General features: G+C 68.3%; 22 protein-coding genes. 4 read left to right on the forward strand and 18 right to left on the reverse strand.

Going from position 1 to position 24,445, the window contains the following annotated elements:
- Positions 1 to 90 precede the first annotated feature (90 nt).
- Positions 91 to 1,839, forward strand: a complete 1,749-nt coding sequence (gene treZ, locus EQ874_RS05640) for a malto-oligosyltrehalose trehalohydrolase (protein ID WP_129976179.1) — start codon at positions 91 to 93, stop codon at positions 1,837 to 1,839.
- An 86-nt stretch (positions 1,840 to 1,925) separates the two neighbouring features.
- Positions 1,926 to 2,201: a hypothetical protein gene (locus EQ874_RS22865; protein WP_016934122.1), complete on the forward strand. Its 276-nt coding sequence runs from the start codon at positions 1,926 to 1,928 to the stop codon at positions 2,199 to 2,201.
- Positions 2,202 to 2,236: 35 nt separating this feature from the next.
- Here EQ874_RS22865 and ilvA read toward each other — a convergent pair whose 3' ends face one another.
- Positions 2,237 to 3,556 carry a threonine ammonia-lyase IlvA gene (ilvA, locus tag EQ874_RS05650; protein WP_129976181.1) on the reverse strand — a complete coding sequence of 440 codons (1,320 nt, stop codon included), beginning with the start codon at positions 3,554 to 3,556 and terminating at the stop codon, positions 2,237 to 2,239.
- A gap of 127 nt (positions 3,557 to 3,683) precedes the next feature.
- Positions 3,684 to 4,157 (reverse strand): nitroreductase family deazaflavin-dependent oxidoreductase, encoded by a 474-nt coding sequence (locus EQ874_RS05655; protein ID WP_016934120.1) that lies wholly within the window; start codon positions 4,155 to 4,157, stop codon positions 3,684 to 3,686.
- 123 nt (positions 4,158 to 4,280) lie between these two features.
- Here EQ874_RS05655 and EQ874_RS05660 point away from each other — a divergent pair, with 123 nt between their 5' ends.
- A complete protein-coding gene (locus EQ874_RS05660) occupies positions 4,281 to 4,508 on the forward strand; it encodes a hypothetical protein (RefSeq protein WP_016935389.1) in 228 nt (75 codons plus the stop codon).
- A 118-nt stretch (positions 4,509 to 4,626) separates the two neighbouring features.
- Here the strand turns inward: EQ874_RS05660 and EQ874_RS05665 are convergent, their stop codons facing one another.
- The 6 genes from EQ874_RS05665 to lspA all read right to left on the reverse strand — a co-directional run bounded on the left by EQ874_RS05665 (position 4,627) and on the right by lspA (position 12,664).
- Positions 4,627 to 5,766: a glutamate--cysteine ligase gene (locus EQ874_RS05665; RefSeq protein ID WP_129976183.1), complete on the reverse strand. Its 1,140-nt coding sequence runs from the start codon at positions 5,764 to 5,766 to the stop codon at positions 4,627 to 4,629.
- A 122-nt stretch (positions 5,767 to 5,888) separates the two neighbouring features.
- Positions 5,889 to 9,425, reverse strand: a complete 3,537-nt coding sequence (gene dnaE / locus EQ874_RS05670) for a DNA polymerase III subunit alpha (protein WP_129976185.1) — start codon at positions 9,423 to 9,425, stop codon at positions 5,889 to 5,891.
- A gap of 38 nt (positions 9,426 to 9,463) precedes the next feature.
- The gene (gene rarD / locus EQ874_RS05675; protein WP_129976506.1) at positions 9,464 to 10,360 is read right to left on the reverse strand and encodes an EamA family transporter RarD; all 897 of its coding nucleotides are present in this window, start codon (positions 10,358 to 10,360) and stop codon (positions 9,464 to 9,466) included.
- 109 nt (positions 10,361 to 10,469) lie between these two features.
- Positions 10,470 to 11,117, reverse strand: coding sequence for a hypothetical protein (locus tag EQ874_RS05680; RefSeq protein WP_129976187.1), 648 nt, complete (start codon positions 11,115 to 11,117; stop codon positions 10,470 to 10,472).
- Positions 11,118 to 11,120: 3 nt separating this feature from the next.
- Entirely contained in the window at positions 11,121 to 12,029 is a 909-nt protein-coding gene (locus EQ874_RS05685; RefSeq protein ID WP_016935471.1) for an RluA family pseudouridine synthase, read from the reverse strand.
- A 14-nt stretch (positions 12,030 to 12,043) separates the two neighbouring features.
- Positions 12,044 to 12,664, reverse strand: a complete 621-nt coding sequence (gene lspA / locus EQ874_RS05690; RefSeq protein ID WP_016935470.1) for a signal peptidase II — start codon at positions 12,662 to 12,664, stop codon at positions 12,044 to 12,046.
- Positions 12,665 to 12,731: 67 nt separating this feature from the next.
- Between lspA and EQ874_RS05695 the strand changes: the two genes are divergently transcribed.
- Positions 12,732 to 13,688, forward strand: coding sequence for a hypothetical protein (locus tag EQ874_RS05695; protein ID WP_242496662.1), 957 nt, complete (start codon positions 12,732 to 12,734; stop codon positions 13,686 to 13,688).
- Positions 13,689 to 13,771: 83 nt separating this feature from the next.
- Here EQ874_RS05695 and EQ874_RS05700 read toward each other — a convergent pair whose 3' ends face one another.
- The 10 genes from EQ874_RS05700 to ftsZ form a co-directional block, all read right to left on the reverse strand.
- Positions 13,772 to 14,275, reverse strand: coding sequence for a hypothetical protein (locus tag EQ874_RS05700; protein ID WP_016932851.1), 504 nt, complete (start codon positions 14,273 to 14,275; stop codon positions 13,772 to 13,774).
- Between the two features lie 122 nt (positions 14,276 to 14,397).
- Positions 14,398 to 15,708, reverse strand: a complete 1,311-nt coding sequence (locus EQ874_RS05705) for a DNA polymerase IV (protein ID WP_016932850.1) — start codon at positions 15,706 to 15,708, stop codon at positions 14,398 to 14,400.
- Between the two features lie 11 nt (positions 15,709 to 15,719).
- Positions 15,720 to 18,878, reverse strand: coding sequence for an isoleucine--tRNA ligase (ileS, locus tag EQ874_RS05710; RefSeq protein ID WP_129976189.1), 3,159 nt, complete (start codon positions 18,876 to 18,878; stop codon positions 15,720 to 15,722).
- Positions 18,879 to 19,138: 260 nt separating this feature from the next.
- Positions 19,139 to 19,399 carry a hypothetical protein gene (locus EQ874_RS05715; protein WP_064062927.1) on the reverse strand — a complete coding sequence of 87 codons (261 nt, stop codon included), beginning with the start codon at positions 19,397 to 19,399 and terminating at the stop codon, positions 19,139 to 19,141.
- Positions 19,400 to 19,463: 64 nt separating this feature from the next.
- Complete coding sequence (locus EQ874_RS05720; protein ID WP_064062926.1) at positions 19,464 to 20,309, reverse strand: DivIVA domain-containing protein; 846 nt, start codon at positions 20,307 to 20,309, stop codon at positions 19,464 to 19,466.
- Positions 20,310 to 20,460: 151 nt separating this feature from the next.
- Complete coding sequence (locus tag EQ874_RS05725) at positions 20,461 to 20,751, reverse strand: YggT family protein (RefSeq protein ID WP_006554132.1); 291 nt, start codon at positions 20,749 to 20,751, stop codon at positions 20,461 to 20,463.
- 154 nt (positions 20,752 to 20,905) lie between these two features.
- On the reverse strand, positions 20,906 to 21,568 hold the full coding sequence (locus EQ874_RS05730; protein ID WP_129976191.1) for a cell division protein SepF: 663 nt from the start codon (positions 21,566 to 21,568) through the stop codon (positions 20,906 to 20,908).
- Between the two features lie 32 nt (positions 21,569 to 21,600).
- The gene (locus EQ874_RS05735; protein WP_129976193.1) at positions 21,601 to 22,335 is read right to left on the reverse strand and encodes a YggS family pyridoxal phosphate-dependent enzyme; all 735 of its coding nucleotides are present in this window, start codon (positions 22,333 to 22,335) and stop codon (positions 21,601 to 21,603) included.
- Positions 22,332 to 23,078 carry a peptidoglycan editing factor PgeF gene (pgeF, locus tag EQ874_RS05740; protein ID WP_064062924.1) on the reverse strand — a complete coding sequence of 249 codons (747 nt, stop codon included), beginning with the start codon at positions 23,076 to 23,078 and terminating at the stop codon, positions 22,332 to 22,334. Before pgeF ends, EQ874_RS05735 begins: the two co-directional genes overlap by 4 nt.
- On the reverse strand, positions 23,075 to 24,316 hold the full coding sequence (gene ftsZ / locus EQ874_RS05745; RefSeq protein WP_064062923.1) for a cell division protein FtsZ: 1,242 nt from the start codon (positions 24,314 to 24,316) through the stop codon (positions 23,075 to 23,077). Before ftsZ ends, pgeF begins: the two co-directional genes overlap by 4 nt.
- Positions 24,317 to 24,445 lie beyond the last annotated feature (129 nt).

Genomic DNA, 24,445 nt, shown 5'->3' on the forward strand with positions numbered 1-24,445 from the left:
GCAGCTGCAGCAAAATTTGATGCACCGCAGCCCTGGCTCCCGACGGCCTCATCCGCTGCACCGGGGCCGCCGACACGGCATGCTGGTCGGGTGCACACCTTCGAGGTCTGGGCTCCGATCCCGTCGTCCGTCCGCCTGTTCGCCGACGGAACGCTCCACGACATGCAACGCGACGACGACGGCTGGTGGCGTGCCACCGTCGATGTCGCCCCCGACGCCCGATACGGTTTCGTGCTCGACGACGACACCGGGGCGGTCCTCCCGGACCCGCGGTCCCCCCGGCAGCCCGAGGGCGTGCACGAGCCGTCGCAGTTGCACGTGGTGGACGGAACGAAGTGGACCGATCGCGGCTGGACCGGTCGGCAACTGACGGGAAGCATCGTCTACGAGATGCACGTGGGGACCTTCACCCCCGAGGGCACCCTCGACTCCGCGATCGGCCGACTCGACGAACTCGTGGAACTGGGGGTCGAATTCGTCGAGCTCATGCCGCTCAACGCGTTCAACGGCACCCACGGATGGGGTTACGACGGGGTGCTCTGGTACGCGGTCCACGAGCCCTACGGCGGCCCCGACGCGCTGCAGCGTTTCGTCGACGCCGCTCATGCGCGCGGTCTCGGGGTCGTCCTCGACGTCGTCTACAACCATCTCGGCCCGTCCGGGAACCATCTGGGCCGCTTCGGTCCCTATCTCTCCGCGGCACCGGGCGTCTGGGGCGACAACATCAACCTCGACGGTCCGGGTTCCGGGGAGGTGCGCAAGTACATTCTCGACAACGCGCTGCGCTGGTTCCGCGACTTCCACATCGACGGGCTCCGCCTGGACGCCGTGCACGCGCTGGTCGACCACACTGCGACGCACATCCTCGAGGAACTGGCGGTCGAGACGTTCCGCCTGTCCGCCCATCTCGGTCGTCCCCTGTCGCTGATCGCGGAATCGGACCTGAACGATCCGCGGATGATCACCCCGCGGCCCGGTGGCGGTTACGGGTTGCACGCGCAGTGGGCCGACGACGTCCACCACGCGATCCACGCGGCGGTATCCGGTGAACGACAGGGCTACTACGGCGACTTCGGCTCCCTGGACTGCCTCGCGTACACCCTCGGGCACGGCTTCTTCCACGCCGGGACGTACTCCACCTTCCGCGGACGCGTCCACGGACGTCCGCTCGACACCCGGCGCACGCCGGCGAGCGGATTGGTCGCCTACACCTGCACGCACGACCAGGTCGGCAACCGGGCACTCGGCGACCGGCCGGGGGCCTATCTCGAACCCGGACAGCTCGCCCTGAAGGCCGCGCTCGTACTCACCTCACCGTTCACACCGATGTTGTTCATGGGCGAGGAATGGGGTGCGAGCACACCCTTCCGGTACTTCACGTCGCATCCCGAACCGGAACTCGCCGCGGCCGTCGTCGAGGGTCGCCGACGCGAGTTCGCCGAACACGGCTGGGACGCCGCCGACGTACCCGACCCGCAGGATCCGGAGACCTTCGTCGGATCGAAACTGCGCTGGGACGAACGCGGCGAGGACGGGCACGCCCGATTGCTCGAGTGCTACCGGGCGCTCATCGCGCTCCGGCGAGCCCGCGCCGAGCTCACCGATCCCTGGCTCGAGCACGTGCACGTGACCTACGACGACGAGGAGAAGTGGCTCGTCGTGCACCGCGGGGCGCTCCGCGTGGCCTGCAATCTCGGACCCGATCCCGTCACCGTGCCGGTCGGCGGGAAGCCGCTGCTGTGGTGGGACGAACCGGTCGTCAACCGCACCGAATCCGCGGTGCTCGTCCCGGGCTGGTCCTTCGCCGTCCTCGAGGCTCCGGACACGCCCCAGCGATAACGTTCGTCGAGCGAAAAAGTCGTTGATTATGCCACGAGTGAGCGAGTACCGTCTCGGGTACCGTCGAATTCTCGAGGTGAATCCCTATGAAAACCAGGAAGATTCTGGCGAGCGCATTTCTCGGCACCGCCCTCGTTCTCGTTCCCGCCGGAGTCGCATCGGCGTCCCCGACCGTCGACACCGCACCCGGGATCGTGAATGTCGGCGGCGGACACGATGACCACGGAAATTACGACCACCACGATCACGACCAGTACTACAACCGTCACGACAAGAACTACGACCGCGACCATCACCGGGACAACTACTGGCGGCCCGACTGCTACTGGTGGGGCCCGTGGTGGGTGTGCAATCACTGGTGACCGCACACCACTCCTGACGCGACCGGGGCGCCCGGTTACGTCAGATAACGATAGGCCGGCGACCCCGGCTCGAGTCGCTGCGCGTCGATCGGCGATGCGTCCATGCGATGGAGCAGCGACGAAAGGCCTCCTGCAGCACCCAGTTCGATACCGACGAGGGCGGCACCGGTCTCCCGGTTGTTGCGCTTGACGTACTCGAACAGGGTGATGTCGTCGTCCGGTCCGAGGACCTCGTCCAGGAACCGGCGCAGCGCACCGGGCTCCTGTGGGAAGTCCACGAGGAAATAGTGCTTGAGTCCGCGGTGGACGAGCGACCGCTCGATGATCTCGCCGTAGCGTGAGACGTCGTTGTTGCCGCCCGACACCAGGCACACCACGTTCGCTCCGGGCTGCACCGAGATCGCGTCGAGGGCTGCGACGGACAGCGCGCCGGCGGGCTCGGCGATGATGCCTTCGTTCTGGTACAGGTCGAGCATCGTGGTGCACAGCGCACCCTCGTCGATCTGGGTCATCCCGAACGGTGCGCGGCCGAGCCCTTCGCGGCGCAGCGTGGCCACGAGCGGCAGGCTCGAATGGGACACGACCTCCGCGCCGAGTTCGGACACGACCGCGTAGGGAACGTCGCCGATCCGTTTGACCGCGGCGCCGTCGACGAACGGCTCGACCTCCGGCAGCGTCACCGGACCGCCCGCGACCAGCGCGGCCGTCATCGATGCTGCTCCCGCCGGCTCGACGCCGACGATCGACGTGCGCGGGGACCGCTCGCGCAGATACGCGGCAACGCCGGCGACGAGGCCACCCCCGCCCACGGGGACGAGCACGACATCGAGATCGCCGTCGAGTTGTTCGAGGATCTCGCGCGCGATCGTGCCCTGCCCGGCGGCCGTGCGGGCGTCGTCGAAAGGCGGGATCATCGTCGCTCCGGTACGGAGCGCATCGTCCGCTGCCGCCGCGGCCGCGGCGTCGAAGGTGTCGCCGACGCCGATGAGTTCGACGCTGTCCCCGCCGTGCACGCGGATCCGGTCGCGCTTCTGCTTGGGAGTGCGGGTGGGCACGTAGATTCGGCCCTGGATTCCCATCACCCGGCACGCGTAGGCCACACCCTGGGCGTGGTTTCCTGCGCTCGCCGTGACCACACCTGCGGTGCGTTCGGCCGCGTCGAGCTGTGCCATCGCGTTGTATGCGCCGCGGAGCTTGAAAGACCGCACGCGAGTGAGATCCTCACGCTTGAGGTAGACGTTCGCACCCACGAGGGCCGAGAGCCGGGGGCTGAGCTCGAGCGGGGTCGGGGCGACCGCCTCCGAAATTCGCTCGGCAGCCGCATCGATGTCGGCCGCGCCGGGCACGGCAGTCACAGTCGTCGGTTCTGCTGTTCGCGAAGTGGAGGTCACCCGTCAATGCTGCCACTCCCCCGAATCGCCCACCACGGCGGGACCCGCCTCACGGGGACGGCAGCATCTTCGGATTCTTCGCCGTGATCGGCTACGCGCCCGCAGCACCCCCGGCGATCGATTCCGGGTCTTCGGCGAGCTCGAGGACGAAGAGCGGGATCTCACGGTCGGTCTTCTCCTGATATTCCGCGTACGGCGGGAACGCCTCGACGGCACGTTCCCACCATTGCGCCTTCTCGTCGCCGTGGACCTCGCGAGCGATCATGTCCCGTATCTCGGTGCCGTCCCGCAACTCGACGTGCGGATTCGCCAGGACGTTGTGGTACCAGACCGGATGCTTCGGAGCGCCGCCCAGCGACGCGACGGCGGCATAGGCACCCTCGTGTTCGACGCGCATGAGAGGGATCTTGCGGAGCTTGCCGGACTTCGCCCCGACCGTGGTCAGGATGATCACCGGCCGACCCTGGAGGGTCGTGCCGCGGGTACCGCCCGACGACTCGTACTCCTCGACCTGCTTCGCGCTCCATTCGACGGGACTCGGTTCGTACTCTCCGTGCAGTGGCATGCCGATCAGTCAACACGCTCGTGGTGACGGTCGCCGCTCGATTGCCGAGTTCGGTGGCCCGAACTCTTCCCTGCGTCTATCCTGAAGAAAGTATTCCGCTCGACCTTCAGGAGGTGCACCGCGATGTCCGTGCTCGATACCCGGGTCCCTCGCGAGCGCACCGACGGTGTCGACATCGCCGGGACGATCTGGCCCCTGTACAAGCTCGAAGCTCTCGCGATGGGCGTCCTCACCCTGCTCGTGGTCCTCGTCGTCACCGCCAGCGCACAGAGTGCCGTGCTCGGCGCGGCCGCGGTCACCGTCGCCGTGTGGTGGGTCCGCCGGTTCCAGCGGCGCGTGTTCCGTTCCTGAACGAACCGTCCCCATCTGCACCCGTGACGTCCGGCCGGGCTTCGTGCAGCCCGATCGGTTCGATCCCCGAGTAGCCGAGATCCCCGACCGTCCGAGATCCCCGACCGTCCGAGGTGGATCAGGACGTACAGCCCTCGACGGTGCGCCGTGCCGCATCGGCGATCACATCCGCGAAGGAGCCGCCATGCTCGCGGATGCGCCGTTGCCGGATCGCGCCGTTGCCGCAGTCCAGGATCGATGCCAGAGTGTCGTGCACGGATCGATAGGCGTCGAGTTCCTCGAGGACCGGCCCTGCCTGGACGAGCAGTCGGCGGATCAATTCCGCAGCCGGAACCAGCTGCGCAGAGTGAACATCGACGCCGCGCCCGGCCAGACCGTCCCGGGCGGCTCTCCAGCACGCTGCGCGCAGTAACTCCCGGCCGACCGAGGGCGCCGCCTCACCGCGCTCGATCGCCGCTGTCGCCCGGGCGGCCAGCGCATAGACCAAGGTGGCCAGCGTGACGGTTTCCTCGACGGTCGCAGGTACATCCGCGACGCGGATCTCGACGGTCGGATGACGAGCGGAGATCCGCGCATCCCAATAGACCATGCGGGGGTCCAGGATCGTGCCGGTGGCGAGCAGCGATTCGACCGCCGCGTCGTAATCCGCGGCCGAGGTGCACTGCGGGGGCACTCCAGCGCTCGGCCAGCGCCCCCATCGCAGGTATCGCCAGCTGGCATAGCCGGTGTCCCGGCCGTCGGCGATCGGGGAGTTCGCGGTCAACGCCAGCAGGGTGGGGAGCCACGGTCGCAGATGGTTGATGAGCTGTACCGCGCGGTCACGATCATCGACACCGATGTGCACGTGGCATCCGCAGATCACGCCGTCGGCGATGCCCCCGAAGTGCTGTGCCATGCGCTGATAGCGCGGCGTGGCGGTGATCGATCCCGCCGGAGGCTCGAAAATCGGTGTTCCGACCGCGACCAGCCGGCATCCGGCGCGCGCTGCGGCATCGGCTGCGGCCGCGCGAGTGCGGTGCAACTGTGCGCGTAGGTCCTGCGGATGGGTACACACCGCGGTGGCGGTCTCGATCTGGCATCGGGAGAGCTCGACGGTGAGGTCGATGCCGAGTTCGCGTCCGGCCTCGATCACCTCGAGACTGCGCAGGTGGGGACGGCCGGTACGGAAGTCGACCAGGACGAATTCCTCTTCCACGCCGATCGTTGCCGCCGCCCCACCGCGCACGGCGGGGGTGATCGTCGGTCCTGTGGCGGTCATGGCGTTCTCCCCACTCGAGATCTTTCACTCTACGAAGGGACAACGGTTCGGCGTGGGTGTACAGGGTGCTCGGTGTGAACCGTATCGGCCGGCCGAGGTGCTCGGACCGCGCGGCGAGACCGCTAGGTAGCCAGGCAACCCGGCCCGAGTAGCGCCTTGAGGTCGCCCATGAGCGCCGACGACGCTTCGACCCGCAGACTGTCGTCGAGCTTGAGAACCGTGACCTTGCTGCCGGTGATGAGCCGCACATGCACGTCGGACGAACCGGGATGACGCGTCAGCACGTTCTTGAGGGCACCGACCTTGTCGGGGGTGCACAACCGGGTGGGCATGGACACCGAGACCGGCTTCGCCACCCCGATCTGCGACAGGTCGGGGACGACGAGATCGTTGGCGATCAGGGAGATCCGGTCGTCGCGGATGGACACCCGGGCCTTGACGAGGACCACCGAGTCCTCCACCACGTCCATACCGTAGACGGCGTAGGACTGCGGGAAGAACAGCACCTCGATGCCACCTGTGAGGTCCTCGAGCTGCGCGGACGCCCAGGCGAGACCGTTCTTGTTGATGCGGCGGTTCACGGAGGCGAGAATGCCGCCGACGGTGACCTGGGTGCCGTCCTTGAGCGCGCCTTCGAGGATCGCCGGGATCTGGGTGTCGGCCTGGGACGCGAGGACGTGTTCGACGCCGTTGAGCGGGTGCCCGGAGACGTAGAGACCGAGCATCTCCCGTTCGAGAGCGAGAAGATGCTTGGTGTCCCATTCCTCCTCGGGGATACGGACGTTGAACACCGCGGCGACGGACTCGTCGGCGTCGGCCCCACCGAACAGGTCGAACTGGCCGATCGCCTCGGCCTTCTTCGTGCTCATCACCGCATCGATCGCGTCGGCGTGGACGAGCATCAATCCCTTACGCGGGTGTTCGAGCGAGTCGAAAGCTCCTGCCTTGATGAGGGATTCGGTGACCTTCTTCGAGCATGCGACGGTATCGATCTTGTTGAGATAGTCGGAGAAATCGGTGTAGCGGCCTTTCTCCTCCCGTCCCTTGATGATGGAGGCGACCACGTTCGCGCCCACGTTGCGGACCGCGCCGAGGCCGAACCGGATGTCCTCACCCACCGACATGAAGTTGGTGTGCGACTCGTTGACGTCCGGGGGCAGTACGGTGATGCCCATCTTGCGGCAGTCGGACAGGTAGACCGCGGCCTTGTCCTTGTCGTCGCCGACGGAGGTGAGCAGCCCGGCCATGTACTCGGCCGGATAGTTCGCCTTGAGGTAGGCGGTCCAGAACGACACGAGGCCGTAGCCGGCGGCGTGCGACTTGTTGAACGCGTAACCGGCGAAGGGCAGAACGGTGTCCCACAGCGCCGTGATCGCCGCCTGCGAGAAGCCGTTGTCCTTCATGCCCTGCGCGAAGCCGTCGTAGGCCTCGTCGAGGATCTCCTTCTTCTTCTTGCCCATCGCGCGACGCAGCAGGTCGGCCTGCCCGAGGGAGTACCCGGCCACCTTCTGAGCGATCTGCATGATCTGCTCCTGGTAGACGATCAGGCCGTAGGTGTCGGCGAGGATGTCCTTCAGCGGTTCCTCGAGTTCGGGGTGGATCGGCTTGACCTCTTGCCGCCCGTTCTTCCGGTCGGCGTAGTCGTTGTGCGCGTTCATGCCCATCGGGCCGGGGCGGTACAGCGCGAGCACGGCGACGATGTCCTCGAAGCCGGTGGGCTGCATGCGGCGCAGCAGGTCGCGCATGGCGCTGCCGTCGAGCTGGAACACGCCGAGCGTGTCGCCGCGCGCGAGCAGTTCGTAGGTCGCCGGATCCTCCAGCGGCAGGGTGTCGAGGTCGAGATCGATCCCGCGATTGACCTTGATGTTCTCGATCGCGTCGCCGATGACGGTGAGATTGCGCAGACCGAGGAAGTCCATCTTCAGCAGGCCGATGGCCTCGCAGGACGGATAGTCCCAGCCGGTGATGATCGCGCCGTCCTGCGCGCGCTTCCACAGCGGGATCGCGTCCATGAGCGGCTCGGACGACATGATCACCGCGCACGCATGCACGCCCGCATTGCGGATCAGGCCCTCGAGGCCGAGCGCGGTGTCGTAGATCTTCTTGATGTCCGGGTTGGACTCGATCAGCTGACGGACCTCGGCGGCCTCCTTGTACCGCTCGTGACTCGGATCGGTGATGCCCGAGACCGGAATGTCCTTGGCCATGATCGGCGGCGGCAGCGCCTTGGTGATCTGATCGGCGATCGCGAAACCGGGCTGACCGAACTGCACCCGCGCGGAGTCCTTGATCGCGGCCTTGGTCTTGATGGTGCCGAACGTGATGACCTGGGCGACCTTGTCGTTGCCCCACCGCTCGGTGGCGTACCGCACCATCTCCCCGCGGCGACGATCGTCGAAGTCGATATCGATATCGGGCATCGACACACGTTCGGGATTGAGGAACCGCTCGAACAGCAGACCGTGCGGGATCGGGTCGATGTTGGTGATACCCATCGCGTAGGCGACGAGCGAACCGGCGGCCGAACCACGACCGGGTCCGACGCGGATACCGACCTCGCGGGCGTGGTTGATCAGGTCGCCGACGACGAGGAAGTACGCCGGAAAGCCCATCTGGTTGATGACCGTGATCTCGTACTCGGCGCGCTCGACGTACTCGCGGGGCGGGCCGGCCGGGAAGCGCCGGTCGAGGCCGCGCATGACCTCCTTGTGCAACCAGCTCGCCTGTGTCTCCCCTTCCGGCACCGGGAAGACCGGCATCCGGTCGCGGTGGGCCCACACCTCGTCGTAGGACTGCACACGCTCGGCGATGAGCAACGTGTTGTCGCACGCGTCGGGCACCTCGCGGTCCCACTGCTCGCGCATCTCCCGGGCCGACTTGAGGTAGTAGCCGTCGCCGTCGAACTTGAAGCGGGTGGGATCGGAGAGCGTCTTACCGGTCTGGATGCACAACAGCGCCTCGTGGTTCGCGGCCGCATCCTTGGTGACGTAGTGGCAGTCGTTGGTCACCAGCGGCGGGATGTCGAGCTTGCGGCCGATCTCGAGCAGACCCTCACGCACCCGACGCTCGATCGACAGGCCGTGATCCATCAGCTCGAGGAAGAAATTGTCCTTGCCCCAGATCTCCTGCCACTTCGCGGCGGCCTCGAGCGCCTCGCGGTCGTGACCGAGGCGCAGACGCGTCTGGATCTCGCCCGACGGGCAGCCGGTGGTGGCGATGATGCCCTCGTGGTGCCGGGCGATGAGCTCTTCGTCCATCCGCGCCCACTTGCCGAGCTGACCTTCGATCGAGGCGAGCGAGGACAGCTTGAACAGGTTCCGCAGACCCGTCGAGTTCTCGGCGACCATCGTCATGTGGGTGTAGGCACCCGAGCCGGAGACGTCGTCGGACTTCTGGCTGCGGTCGCCCCACAGCACACGCTTGGTGGAGAACCGCGACTCCGGCGCCACATACGCCTCGATACCGATGATCGGCTTGATGCCGAACTTCTTCGCGACGTTGTAGAACTCGCTGGCGCCGTACATGTTCCCGTGGTCGGTCATGCCGACGGCCGTCATCCCCAGCCGTTCGGCCTCTTTGAACAACGGTCCGACCTTGGCGGCACCGTCGAGCATCGAGTACTCGGTGTGGGTGTGCAGATGAACGAACGAGTCAGCCACGCGTGCCTCTCCCGGGATGTCTGTGGGCAGAGACGAGTCTAAGCCGCGCGGGGCTCCGCGGTGACCACGGCACGCTGACGACGGGCCCGCACGAGTGCGTCCGTGCTGTACACCGCCAGCGCGATCCAGATCAGTCCGAAACCGATCCACCGCGAGGCGGGCATGTCCTCCCCGAGCACCCATACACCCCATGCCATCTGCAGACTCGGCGTGAGGTACTGCAGCATGCCGAGCGTGGCGAGGGGGACCCGTTGCGCGGCCGCACCGAAGAGCAGCAGCGGCACCGCGGTCACCAGACCCGTCGACACGAGCAGGGCGGTGTGATCCACCCCGTGCCCGAGAAAGGTTCCGGTACCTGTCACCGCGAGGAAGATCACGTATCCGAGCGCGAACGGAGCGGCGACGACTCCCTCCCCCGCCAGGGACGTCCGCGGGTCCAGCGGCACGATCTTCTTGATCACTCCGTAGGACGCGAACGACAGCGCGAGAGTCAGCGCGATGATCGGCGGTCTGCCGTAGTCGACGGTGATCACCACCACCGCACACACCGCCAGCACCAGCGCGGCGATCTGCGCCGGCCGCAGTCGTTCGCGGAAGAACAGGACCCCGAACACCACGCTGACGAGGGGGTTGACGAAGTAGCCGAGCGCCGTCTCGACCACCCGGCCCGAGACCACACCGTAGATGTACACGCCCCAGTTGATCGCGATCGCAGTGGAGGCCGCGGCGACCAGACCCCACGTGCGGGCGGACAGGCCGCGCAGGGTGGCCAGACGGCCCATGACACCGAGCACGACCAGCATGAGCACGAGAGTCCACAGCACGCGATGCGCGAGGATCTCGACGGCGCCGGCGGGTTCGAGCAGACCGAAGTAGGCGGGGAACAGTCCCCACAACCCGTAGGCGCCGAGTCCGCACAGCACGCCCGTGCGCACGAGGCTCCGTTGTCCCGGGTCGCCGTGTCGCCCCGAGTCGGTCACCGGATCACCGTACGGCGTCGCCGGTGCACTGTCGTCCCGAAGGGACCGTCGTCCCGCGGTGACATCACACCTCCCCGTCGTCGGGGCCGGGCACGACCGCCTCGACATGGGTGGGGAGCAGCGGGGTCACCGCGAAGCGTCCCGCGACCGCGTCGGCGGGCAGGACCTCCACGGCGCGCACGTCCGGTTCGTCGGCGACGGCCCGGAACTGTGCTGCGGTACCGCGGAGGACCACCGCGACGACGCACTCGCATCCCGCGGCGAGCCGCTCTGCGGAGACCGCGGCGATCCGCTCGGCGCGTTCCGTTCCGAACTCCACCAGGCCCAGCCGGCCTGCGGCGACCGAGGGGGCGCGCCGCACGGCCTCCGGATTCTCCGGCACCGCGACCGGCACGAGGGGTGTCTGGACACGATCGAGCGGGACGCGGAGCAGCACCTGCCCCACCCGCACCTCGTCGGCGAGTTCGACGACCCGGTCGACGGCCACGGTGTCGGCGAACGACACCAGTCCCCAGTGTTCGAGGTCTCCGGCCGCGTCCGCCTCGGTCAGACTGTCGGCGGCTCGCGTCAGGTAGTCGGCAACCGCTTCACCGTTGTCGGGGCCGAGGGTGTCGGTGCCGACCGGGGCCGGCCGGGGCGGGGCGGTCCACCCGGCGACGAGCACGGCGACCACGAGGGCGACGACCGCCGCCCAGGGCAGGACGCGTCCCATCGGTCAGGCGCTGCGCAACACGGCGAGTGCGTGTTCGAGATCCGGCGGGTACTTGCTGGTGATCTCGACCCAATGTCCGCGGGTGGGATGCGAGAACCCGAGTGTGCAGGCATGCAGCCATTGCCGTTCGAGACCGAGACGTGCCGCGAGACGCGGGTCGGCGCCGTAGGTGAGGTCGCCGCAGCACGGGTGACGCAGCGCCGAGAAGTGCACGCGGATCTGATGGGTGCGACCGGTTTCGAGGTGGATGTCGAGCAGGCTCGCGGCCTGGAACGCCTCGATCGTGTCGTAGTGCGTCACGCTGGGTTTCCCGTCGGCGGTGACCGTGAACTTCCAGTCGCTGCTGCGGTGCCGGCCGATGGGCGCGTCGATGGTACCGCTGCTCGGGTCGGGATGCCCCTGGACGAGCGCGTGGTACCGCTTCTCGACCGTGCGCTCCTTGAAGGCACGCTTGAGGACGGTGTAGGCCCGTTCGGATGTCGCGACCACCATGACGCCGGAGGTACCCACGTCGAGCCGGTGCACGATGCCCTGCCGTTCGTGGGCGCCGGACGTGGAAATCCGGTATCCGGCGGCGGCGAGACCGCCGATCACCGTCGGGCCGGTCCATCCGACGCTCGCGTGGGCGGCGACACCCACGGGCTTGTCGACGGCGACGATGTCGTCGTCGGCGTAGAGGATCTCCATGCCCTCGACGGGCTGGGCCTCGATGGTCAGGGGACGGGGCGGCTCGGGTAGCTCGACCTCGAGCCACGAGCCGCCGGACAATCGGTCGGACTTGCCCACGGCCGCACCGTCGACCACGACGGCGCCCTCCTCGGTGAGCGTGGCGACCACGGTCCGGGACAGACCGAGCAGGCGCGCGAGGCCTGCATCGACACGCATCCCGTCGAGCCCGTCGGGTACGGGCATCGCGCGGGTTTCCCTCACTGGTGTGATTCCTTTCTCGTTTCGTCCGGTGCCGCGTCCCGGCCCTTCGAGGCGCCGCCGTCGGGTTCGATGCCGAACACGGTCAGGGCGACGAGCAGGATCGCTCCGCACACGATGGCCGAGTCGGCGACGTTGAACACCGGCCACCATCCGACCGACACGAAGTCGACGACGTGGCCCTGGAGCGGTCCGGGCGAGCGGAACAGACGGTCGGTGAGATTGCCGAGCGCTCCCCCGAGGACCAGGGCGAGACCGAGCGCCCACCACCCCGATCTCAAGGTCCGGCCGATCTTCACGACACCGACGACGACAGCGATCGCGACCAGCGTGAGCAGCCAGGTCATGCCCGTGGCCATGGAGAACGCGGCGCCGGGATTACGGATCAGCGTCAGGGTGACCGTGTCGCCGACGATGGAGATCGGGTCGGCCGGGTCGATGTAGTGGACGGCGAGCACTTTCGTCGCCAGATCCGCGAGGTAGACGACGAGCGCCACGAGCAGCAGCGGTCGCAGCATGCGCCTGCCGACGCCGGTGGACGGGGACGGCGCCGGTTCGTCGGCACCACCGGGAACCGGCGGATCCGCGTCGCGGTCGGGTCGGGGAGCTTCGTTCGTCACCGTTCCATCATCCCCTACCCGGACGACCGCGGCGGTTCCCCCTCCCGTCGTGGCTACCCTGGGTGTCGTGCCTGCGCTGTCCAGATTCGCCCGCTCGGGGCCGTGTGCCCTTGCGGCTGTGCTGTCCATCTCCACTCTCGTCGCCGCTTGCGGCGGTCCTTCGGACGGCGCGCCCGCCGTCACGGCCGCGACATCGACGGAGGTGACGGTGCCCGTGTCGGCAGTGGCCACGACGGTGCTCGACCCGGGTGCCGAACCCCGAACGGCGGTGCGGTTCGCTCCCGCGACGGGGGTGCAGCAGAACGTCGTCCTGACCACCCGCTCCGAGGTCTTCCAGCGGGTCGGCGCCGACCCGCAACAAGACTTCTCCACACCCGAGTTGACTCTCCCGCTCTCGGCCACGGTCGAGCGGGCGATCTCCGACAAGGATCCGAGCACCGTCGTCGACATCACGGTCGGGTCGGCGACGTCGCCGGACGGGACGCTCGGGTCGGCGCTGTCCGATGCCGAAGGCTCCGGAGCAGGATTGACGATCGGGCCGACCGGCGCTATCAGCGCGCTGCGCCTCGAACCTGCTCCCGACGCGGCGAACATCGCGCGGTCGGCGATCGAGCAGGCCTTCTACCAGGCCGTCTATCGCATCGTATCGTTCCCGGAGGAAGCGATCGGGGTGGGCGCGGTGTGGGAGGTCCACCAGCAGGTGATGAGCGCCGGCATCACCCTCGACCAGGTGGGGACGGCGACGCTCGTCGAGCGCGAGGACGATCGCATCACGGTCGATGTGAAGGTCGAACAGACACCGCGTGAGTCCACCTGGGTGCTGCCGAACGGGCAGGGCCGTCTCGACATCGAGCAGTACACGATGGCCGGTGAGGGGTCGATGACGGTCGACACGTCGCTCCCCCTGCCGGTCGGCGGAGAGCTGACGGTGCGCGGCGATCAGACCTACGTCGAACCGGATGGCGGAACGCGGCTGTCCCAGTCGCAGGTCGACCGGGTGGGTTGGGCCATCCCGGATCGGTAGTCCGGAACAGCAGGGAGACGACGGCGACGGCCGGCGCGGATGTTCCGTGCCGGCCGTCGAGTCGTTCGGGACGAGTTACTACATCACGCGCAGGCCGGGGACTGCAGCTGCGCCATGTTGATCACGATGGAGCACGCGTAGTCCTTGGACACCTTCCAGGTGCCGTCCTCGGCGACGAAGTCGACCGTGCCGAAGGACGGCTGGTTGCTGCCCGCGAGCGCCATCTCCACACCGGCCGTGATGGTGCCGTTCTCGTTGTCGGTCACATCGACGACGTTCACCTGCACACCGGCGTCGTTGGCGGCCTGGGCCACCTTGTTGATCAGCTCGGGATCCTCTTCGGCACCCTGGACCAGATCGGTCTTCTCGGACGCCGGGACGTTGAGGTCGAAGGCGCGCGCGAGGTCGGCGTTGAGTTCCTCGGGCGAGGGCACCGGCGGGTAGTCGGCGACCGGAGCCGCAGCGGTCGTGGTGGTGCTGGTCTTCGCGGTCTCGGAGGAGCTACCGCCGTCGTCCGAGCTGCAGGCGGACATCGTGAGGGCAGCGGCGAGCGCCACGGTGGCGACGGTGATCTTGCGAAGCTTCAACTTCTCGTCCTTCTCGTTCGGTCGTGCACGACGCGTTCGTCGTGCTCGGTCATCCGGCAGCGGATCGCCCGCAAGAGTACCCGGCGGTAGCGAGAGGACCGTGAGGACGCCGGGAACGTGTTTCAGTTCAGGCTCGCGAGGGGATCGGCGACCGTGAGCCCCGGATCGTTCTCGTCGAGCGTCCGCGCAGGTCCCGCGCCCGTGCTGCGGGTCTCGAAGCGAACGGTGACCACGCCGTGTCCCGCGCCCTGCACCCATCCGTGCCCGAACTCGGGATGGCGGACGTCGGCGCCGGGCGTCCAGCGGGTGGCCGGTCCGCTCGACGCGACTGCCTCCTCGTCGTCGTCCTCGGCCGGCACGGACTCCTCGGTCGCCGTCCGGTCGAGTTCGGGGAACAGCGTGTCCTGCGCGATCGCGGACAGACCCGCATAGCCGACACCGACGAGCCGGACGGGCCCGATCTCGAGGGGATCGAGCGCGAGACGTTGGGCCGCGGCGGTGAGCACCCGAACGTCCTCGGTGGCATAGGGCAGCGTCGACGACCTGGTGAGTACCGACATGTCGGCCTTGCGCAGCTTGAGCACCACCGTGCGGGCGGCACGGCCGTCCTTGCGCAGCCGGGAATGCGCGGCGGACGCGGACGCCGCGATCGCGCGCCTCAACCCGGGCATCGCGACGATGTCGGTCGGGAAAGTGGTCTCGGCGCTGACCTGTTTCGCCTCTGCGCGCTCGACGACGGGCCGGTCGTCGAACCCGTTGGCGAGCCGGTGCAGACCCGGTCCGGCCGTGCCGCCGAGGATCGAGGCCGCCTCTGCGACCGGCAGGGCCGCGAGATCTCCGATCGTCTCGATGCCGAGCCGCCGCAACCGATCCTCGGCCACCGGGCCGATACCCCACAGTCTGCGCACGGGCAGGCCGTGCAACAGCGGGAGTTCGCCCTCCGGCCTCACGACGAGCACACCGTCCGGTTTCGCGAGACCGGATCCGATCTTCGCGATCTGCTTGCCCGACCCCGCTCCGATGGACGCGACGAGACCCGTTCTCTCCCTCACATGTTCGCGTAGCTCCGAACAGAACCACTCGACCTCGGCGGCGTCGGCACCCACCAGTTCGGGAGGTTCGGCGAACGCCTCGTCGAGCGAGAGGGTCTCGAGGATCGGGATCCGGGCGCGCAGGGTGTCGAAGACGAGTCCGCTCAGTTCGCGGTAGAGGATGCCGCGCGGAGGCAGCACGACCGCAGCCGGTCCGACGAGTCGGCGTGCCCGACTCATCGGCATGGCCGAGCGCGCGCCGTAGACGCGGGCCTCGTAACTCGCACCGGCGACCACCCCGCGGGCCCCGAGCCCCCCGACGAGGACCGGCCGACCCCGCAGGGTCGGCCGGGTCAACTGCTCGGCGGACGCGAAGAACGCGTCGAGATCCAGGTGCAACACCCAGCGACGAGTCACGCCTTGACGATCGACGCGCGCGTCCCCTCGCCCAGTTCGATCGCGTCGCCCTCGGCCGCACCGAGTTCGAAGGTCGTGGCGAGGATCTCACCCGCGATCAGATCACGATGGCGGGCAGCCCATTCCGCACGCTCGGCCGGAACTTCGAACCGCACCGAGATGCGGTCCGAGACCTCCAGTCCGAGATTGCGGCGCGCGTCCTGGAATTCGCGGATGCGGTCCTTGGCCCAGCCCTCGGCCTCGAGCTCCTCGGTGACCGTCGTGTCGAGGACCACCAGCCCGTTGCCGCCCGGCAGTGCGGCCGTGGATTCCGGTTCGGCGGCGACGAGGCGGCTGGTGTACTCCTCGGACAGCAGTGTGATGCCGGCGGCGGTGACCGTACCGTCCTCCGCCTGCGACCAGTCTCCGGCCTTGACGGCCTTGATGACCTTCTGCACGTCCTTGCCGAGGCGCGGACCGGCCGCACGCGCGTTGACGACCACCTCGAAGCGGCCGTGGGCCTCGACGTCGTCGGTCGTCACGACCCGCTTGACGTTGACCTCGTCCTTGATGAGGTCGACGAACGGATCGAGGTGCGCCGATCCCGGGGTTGCGACCGTGACCTCCGGCAGCGGCAGCCGCACGCGCAGCTTCTGCGCCTTGCGCAGCGACAGCACGGTCGAGCACACACCGCGCACCTCGTCCATCGCGGCGACGAGCGCCGGATCCGACGGCAGGTCGTCGGCGGCCGGCCAGTCCGCCAGATGCACCGACCGGCCCCCGGTCAGACCCCGCCAGACCACCTCGGACGCCATCGGCAGCAACGGCGCGGCCAGGCGCGTGACGACCTCGAGCACCGTGTGGAGGGTGTCGATCGCGTCGGTGTCCTCGTCCCAGAACCGGTTCCGCGAGCGCCGCACGTACCAGTTGGTCAGCGCGTCGCAGAAGGTGCGCAGTTCGTCGCACGCACCGGCGATGTCGACCGTCTCGAGCGCCTCGGTGATGACCTCGCGGGTCTGCGCGAGCTTGGCGAGGATGTACCGGTCGAGCACGTTCGGCGAATCGGTCCGCCAGGTGCCCGGCTTCGACGCGTACAGCTGCAGGAAGCTCCACGCGTTCCACAGCGGCAGCAGCGCCTGCCGTACGCCCTCGCGGATGCCCTGTTCGGTGACGACGAGGTTGCCGCCGCGCAGGATCGGCGACGACATGAGGAACCACCGCATGGCATCGGAGCCGTCGCGGGCGAAGACCTCGTTGACGTCGGGGTAGTTGCCCTTCGACTTGCTCATCTTCAGACCGTCGTCGCCGAGGACGATGCCATGGGCAGCAACACATTTGAAGGCGGGACGGTCGAACAGTGCGGTCGCGAGGACGTGCAGCGTGTAGAACCAGCCGCGGGTCTGCCCGTTGTACTCGACGATGAAGTCGCCCGGATAGTGCGTGTCGAACCAGTCGCGGTTCTCGAAGGGGTAGTGCACCTGGGCGAACGGCATGGAACCGGACTCGAACCAGCAGTCGAGCACCTCGGGAACGCGACGCATCGTCGACTTGCCGGTCGGGTCGTCGGGGTTGGGCCGGGTGAGTTCGTCGATCATCGGCCGGTGCAGGTCGGTGGGCCGCACGCCGAAGTCGCGTTCGAGTTCGTCGAGCGAACCGTAGACGTCGACGCGCGGGTACTCCGGATCGTCCGACACCCACACGGGGATCGGGCTGCCCCAGTACCGGTTACGGCTGATGTTCCAGTCGCGGGCACCTTCGAGCCACTTGCCGAACTGACCGTCGCGGATGTGTTCGGGCACCCACGTGATCTGCTGATTGAGCTCGACCATGCGGTCGCGGAAGCGGGTGACGGCGACGAACCACGACGGCACCGCCATGTAGATCAGCGGCTGGCCCGACCGCCACGAGTGCGGGTAGGAGTGCTCGATGGTCTCGTGCCGCAACAACTTTCCGGCGGCCTTGAGGTCCTTGATGATCACCGGATTGGCGTCGAAGACCTGCAGGCCCTCGTACGGCGGGACCATCGAGGTGAACTTGCCGCCCGGGTCGAGCGGCTGCACGAGCTCGATGCCGTTGCGCTGGCAGTACTCCATGTCCTCCTCACCGAAGGCCGGTGCGAGGTGGACGATTCCGGTACCGGATTCGGTGGTGACGTAGTCGGCGGCGATGACCTGGTGGGCGTTCTCCCGCCCGGTGAAGAAATCGAAGGGGGGCTCGTAGGCGAGGCCGACGAGGTCGGCGCCGCGGTAGCGGCCGAGGACTTCGGGATCCTCGCCGAGTTCGCGGGCGTAATGTCCGAGGCGGTCCTGCGCGAGCAGGTAGATCTTCGCGTCGGCGCCGCGCACCGCGACATACTCGATCTCGGGGTGTACCGCGATCGCGAGGTTCGACGGCAGGGTCCAGGGCGTGGTGGTCCAGATGAGCGCGCACGCGCCGTCGAGTTCGGAGCCGGGGGCGCGCAGCACCATGTCGACGGTGACCGCCGGGTCCTGACGCATCTTGTATGCGTCGTCGAGGCGGGTCTCCTGGTTCGACAGCGGCGTCTGCTCGTACCAGCTGTAGGGCAGCACGCGGAAGCCCTGGTAGATCAGGCCCTTCTCGTACAGCGACTTGAACGCCCACATGACCGACTCCATGAAGTCGAGGTCGAGTGTCTTGTAGTCGTTGTCGAAGTCGACCCACCGGGCCTGGCGGGTGACGTAGTCGCGCCACTCACCGGTGTAGCGCAGCACCGACTGCCTGCAGTACGCGTTGAACTCGGCGAGGCCCATCGAGTCGATCTGCGACTTGTCGGTGATGCCGAGCTGCTTCTCGGCCTCGAGTTCGGCGGGCAGACCGTGACAGTCCCAGCCGAAGCGGCGGTCGACCTTCTTGCCGCGCATGGTCTGGAAGCGCGGCACGACGTCCTTGACGTAGCCGGTGAGCAGGTGCCCGTAGTGCGGCAGGCCGTTCGCGAAGGGCGGGCCGTCGTAGAAGACGAAATCGTCGGCGCCGTCGCGATTACGCAGGGACGCCTCGAAGGTGCCGTCGGTGGCCCACTGTGCGAGGACGCGCTCTTCGAGCGCCGGGAAGTCGACGCCCGAATCGCGCGGCAGGTCGTAGTCGACGCGCGGATATCCGGCAGTACCGCCGGCGGTGGCTGCGGTGGGATCCGGTGCAGCGTGGTTCTCGGTCACAGCGTGGCTCCTCCGTGCCTGGATACGTCTCGGCACGGGGACGATCACCGTGCGCGTGCACGGCTACCGCGGTACCACCCCGCTTGCACGTCCCGTGGGGACGGCCACTCGTTCGGGCTGTGACGGGCCCACCCGTCCGGTTCTAGTGAGCGACCGCGGCGGTCGCCGTTCTTCCGGAGGCTCCCCGGTGATGGCCGGATCGACGCCGCCCCGCATGCGCGGGATCGAGCTTCACTCGATGGTGCATATTGTAGGCCGCTTCAGCGATCCGACGAATTCCGGTCGCCGGGACGCTGCCGCGGTGCGCGCCGGCCGCGACGTCCGGCCTGCCCGGCGGACCGCGGATCGGCCCACTCGCCTTCGGCCGAGCTCCGGCCGCCGAGTGCGCTCGCGAGCAGGATCACCGCTCCCACGACGCACACCGCGATACAACCCCATGCCCAGACCACGGATCCGGTCATCAACGCGATCACGAGGAGACCGAATCCGACAGCTGCGAGTACCAGCGTGACGACGAGCACGACGCTCCTCCTCTACCGAGGTACAGCACCAGGGCCGTACAGCATCAGGCCGGGAGACCGTCGGTCAGCTGTTGCCCTTCGCGAAGGACGACGACCCGAACGACGACGAGTTGGACTGGTTGAACGCTTCCTGTCCGCCGTCCACCGGAACGGCCGAACCACGCTGCTCGAGCTCTTCGAGCTGCGATTCGAGGTAGGACTTCAGACGGACCCGGTACTCGCGCTCGAACGTCTTGAGCTGCTCGATACGACCCTCCAGCACGGAACGCTGCTGGTTGATGGTCGCCATGATCTCGGTGTGCTTCTTCTCGGCGTCGGCCTGCAGGGCGTCGGACTTCTCCTTGGCCTGACGCAGCTGCGTCTCGGAGCGGGTGCGCGCGTCGGCGAGCATCGCGTCGGACTTCTGCCGCGCGTCGGCGATCATCGCCTCGCTGCGGGTGCGGGCATCGGAGACGAGCTGCTCGGAATTCGTCCGGGCGTTGCGGACGAGCTCCTCGGCCTCGGCCTTGGCATCGCCGGTGAGCCGGTCGGCCATCTCCTGGGCGAGTCCGAGGACCTTGGCGGCCTGCATGCTCGCGTCGCCGCTCGACGGTGCCGCGGCGACCGGAGCGGGGGCCGGCGCCGGAGCGGGCTCCGGCTTGGGCGTCTCCACCACGCGTGCGGGTTCCGGTTTGGACGGGGCCGCCGGCGCGGACGACGACGCGGTGCGCGGCGCCTTCTTGGCCTCGGCGAGCTCCTGGTCGAGTTCGGCCACCCGCTGACGCAGGTCGGCGTTCTCCTCGATGAGATTCGTCAGCTCCTGCTCGACGAGATCGAGGAAGGCGTCGACCTCGTCCTCGTTGTAACCACGCTTCCCGATCGGAGGCTTGCTGAACGCGACATTGTGCACATCAGCTGGTGTCAGCGGCATGGAAGGATCCCTTCACGCGTCGAGTAAGCGGTCAAGCAGGCGTTCTGAGTAATCGACAGTGCGTTACGCGTATCAAAACCCACTGTATATGGCACTCCATTGTGGCACACGGCAGCTCCGGGACTGCCCGGCACGACGCCGGGCGGGGGCGTCATGCTGCTCCGCCCCTGGGCAGGAATGCCATGAGGAAATACACGATGAACAGCAAGACCATGATGGACAGATCGAGCCGTACACCACCGAGATTGAGCGGAGGAATCAACCTCCGCAGCAGCTTCACCGGCGGGTCCGTGACCGTGAAGATCGCTTCGAGGACGACGACGACGAAGCCGGACGGCTTCCACTCCCGCGCGAAGGTTCTGATGAACTCGACGATGATCCGTCCGATCAGCAGAAGCCAGAAGATGAACAGCAGGAACCACAGCACCTCGAAAACGGCCACCTGCCCACAATGCCCGACGAGGACGGGTCGATCAAAACCGAAACGCCCGGCCTGCAGTGATCTGCATCATGGCCGGGCGTGTCGGGACACTCGAGGGACGGCGACGGGCATGCGACGCCGGGCGCGCCGTACGCGCCCGCGCATCGCGCGTCGACTACTGCTGGTTGTAGAAGCCCGTCTCGGCGATGCGCCGCCGCTCCTCCGCGGAGACGTCGATGTCGGCGGGCGAGAGCAGGAAGACCTTGGTGGCCACCTTGTCGAACGAGCCGCGCAGCGCGAACGCGAGTCCGGCCGCGAAGTCGACGAGACGCTTGGCGTCGGCGTTGCTCATCTCGACGAGGTCCATGATGACCGGCGTCCCGTCGCGGAAACGCTCACCGATCGTTCGCGCCTCGCTGTAGTCGCGGGGGCGCAACGTGGTGATCTTGGACAACGGACCTCCCTCGTCGAAGAGCGCGCCACGCCGGGGTTCGGCGCGCTCGAGCCGGCTCTCGGCACCCAGGGATGCGCGCCCGGCGACAGCACGGGCCGGGGCGGGCGCCGGGCGGGCGCTGCGGGCCGTGATGGGCTCGACCCGCGGGCGGGGTGCCGGCTCGTACCGGTCGAATGCGTCGTGTTCGAACTCGCGGACCGGTTCCTCGCGATGCGACGGGGCGTACTCGTCGCGGTGCGACGGCGCGTAGCCGCCGTAGGGCGCGTCGCCGTAGTCCCGATCGCGGTCGCGACGGCCGCTCGCCGGATCGTCGAGGTATTCGTCCTCGTAATCCTCGAGCGGCACCATCCCGAAGTACGCCTTGAACTTGTGGAGTGTGCTCATCGATCGCCTTTCCCTCGCGCGGCGGATGTCATTCAGGCTAACGGTCGATACCCCAAGACCGCCGTTCCGACACGCACGCACGTCGAACCCCACCGAACCGCGTGTTCGAGGTCACCTGACATCCCTGCGGACAACTCCACGGCCGCGGGGTGATCCTCCAGCAGGCGTGCATGCAGGCCGTGCAGCTGCTCGAACGCGCGCTCGGGCTCCCACCCGAGCGGTGGGACACCCATCAGGCCTCCGAGTTCGAGCACCTCGGACGCGCCGACCGCGTCCGCGAGGGCCGGAAGATCCTCGGCCACCACGCCGCCCCGCTCTCGGTCTCCGTCGAGGCTGACCTGCAGCAGGGCTCGCAGCGGGGCCTCGCGTTCACCGTCGTCGAGCGCCGCCCGCACACCCTTCTCGAAGGCGTGCACGAGACGGAGACTGTCGACCGAGTGCACCGTGTGCGCCCAGCGGGAGACCGCACGAGCCTTGTTGCGCTGCACCCGCCCGATCATGTGCCACTCGACCGGCTCGGCCACACTCGCCCGGAACTCGGCGATCTTCGCACTCGCCTCCTGCTCACGTGATTCGCCGAAGCGGTCACATCCCAGCTCGTGGAGGAGCACGGCGTCCGAGGCGGGAAAGAACTTGGTGACGGTGAGCAGTGCGACCTCCGACGGATCCCGACCGGCCGCGCGGGCCGCGGCGTCCAGTCGCTCGCGGACGGCGGCGAGACGTCCGGCGAGTTCGCGGCGCCTGTCCTCGGAGGCCGGAACGCTCACGCCGTCCCCTCCTCGCGTGCCTCCTCGAGCCAGACGACCGAGGCGAACCTGCCGGTGGGTGCCGAACGCCGGTGACTGAACAGAGCGGTGTCCTCGATCGTGCACCGCGGATCCTCGACCACGGCCGTCACACCGTGCTCGGCGAGCTGCCGGCGCAGACCGGCACGCAGATCGAGACCGGGCGTTCCGCGACTCGTGCGGGTCGCGCTGCCCGGCAGGTGGGCCTCGACGTCGGCTCTCATGGCCGCAGGCACCTCGTAGTTCCGTCCGCTCGCCGCCGGTCCGAGCAATGCGCCGATGTGCTCGGGGCGGGCCCCGAGGTCGACCATGACGTCGAGGACCCGGGGAAGGATTCCGATGCGCGCACCGACACGACCGGCGTGCACGGCAGCGATCACCCCGGCGGCCTCGTCGGACAGCAGGATCGACACGCAGTCGGCACTGAGGGTCGCGAGCGCGAGCCCGGTCTCGCGCGTGACGAGCGCATCGGTGGCAGGAACCGGACCCGTCACCGGGCCGTCGACCACGGTGACGTTGCGGCTGTGGATCTGTTCCATCCAGACGAAGCGTTCGGGCGGCAGCCCGATGACGGACGCGAGTCGCCGCCGGTTGGCGTCGACCGCGGCCGGATCGTCACCGACGTGGTCGGCGAGGTTGAAACTGTCGTACGGAGCTGCGGACACCCCACCGGCCCGTGTGGTCACGACCCGGCGCGCGCGCAGCAGGCGATGCGGAGCCGTCAACGGCGCATGAAGATCGGCACGTCGACGTCGTCGTCACCGTCGTCGTCGATGTCCACGCTGCGGGGTGCGTTGCCCCCTCCTGCCGGAGGCTGGCCGGCAACGGGCGCCGGGTCCCGCACGGGAGCCGGCTCGACCGGCTCGCGCTCCGGGCGGCCGAGTTCACCGGCGCGGGCGACACCGATCGCACCGGGACGGCCGGACGACTGTTGCTGCTGCGGCGACTGCTGCGGCTGCTGCTGCTGCGACTGGCCCGGCTGCTGCTGACCCACCTCGACCGGACGGCGAGCGGGGGTTCCGCCCTCGAACCCGGCAGCGATGACGGTCACTCGGACCTCGTCGCCGAGCGAGTCGTCGATGACCGTGCCGAAGATGATGTTGGCGTCGATGTGTGCGGCCTCCTGCACGAGCGAGGCGGCCTCGTTGATCTCGAACAGACCGAGATCGGATCCGCCGGCGATCGACAGCAGCACGCCGCGCGCACCTTCCATCGACGCCTCGAGCAGCGGCGAATTGATCGCCGCCTCGGCGGCCTTGATGGCACGTCCCTCACCGCGCGACGAGCCGATGCCCATCAACGCCGAGCCGGCGCCCGACATGACGCCCTTGACGTCGGCGAAGTCGACGTTGATGAGACCCGGGGTGGTGATCAGGTCGGTGATGCCCTGCACACCGTTGAGGAGCACCTCGTCGGCGGAACGGAAGGCGTCCATGAGGCTGACGGCGGCGTCGCCGAGCTGCAGGAGCCGGTCGTTGGGGATGACGATGAGCGTGTCGCAGGATTCGCGCAGCGTCTGGATTCCGGTGTCTGCCTGGCTGCCGCGGCGCTTGCCTTCGAACGAGAACGGGCGCGTGACGACACCGACGGTGAGCGCGCCGAGCTTGCGGGCGATGCTCGCGACGACGGGTGCACCGCCGGTACCGGTTCCACCGCCCTCGCCGGCCGTCACGAAGACCATGTCGGCGCCCTTGAGCACCTCTTCGATCTCGTCCTTGTGGTCTTCGGCGGCCTTGCGGCCGACCTCCGGGTCTGCGCCGGCGCCGAGTCCGCGGGTCAATTCGCGACCGACGTCGAGCTTGACGTCGGCATCCGACATGAGCAGCGCCTGCGCGTCGGTGTTGACGGCAATGAACTCGACTCCCTTGAGTCCCTGCTCGATCATGCGGTTGACCGCGTTCACGCCGCCACCGCCGATACCGACGACCTTGATTACGGCGAGGTAGTTGTGCGGGGGCGTCATGTGCTCTCGCCTTCCTGAAGTTCCGGGTGGTGCATGCTTCCGGGTGGTGCTCGGGTCTGGGTGGTGCTGGGTCGGGGTCTGGCTCATGTCGGTCGCGTCCGTCTGTCGGACGGCCTTGCAGCACGTCGC

Origin of the sequence: Rhodococcus sp. Q1 (assembly GCF_004153645.1) — a bacterium.
Taxonomy (GTDB): Bacteria; Actinomycetota; Actinomycetes; order Mycobacteriales; family Mycobacteriaceae; genus Rhodococcus; species Rhodococcus gordoniae.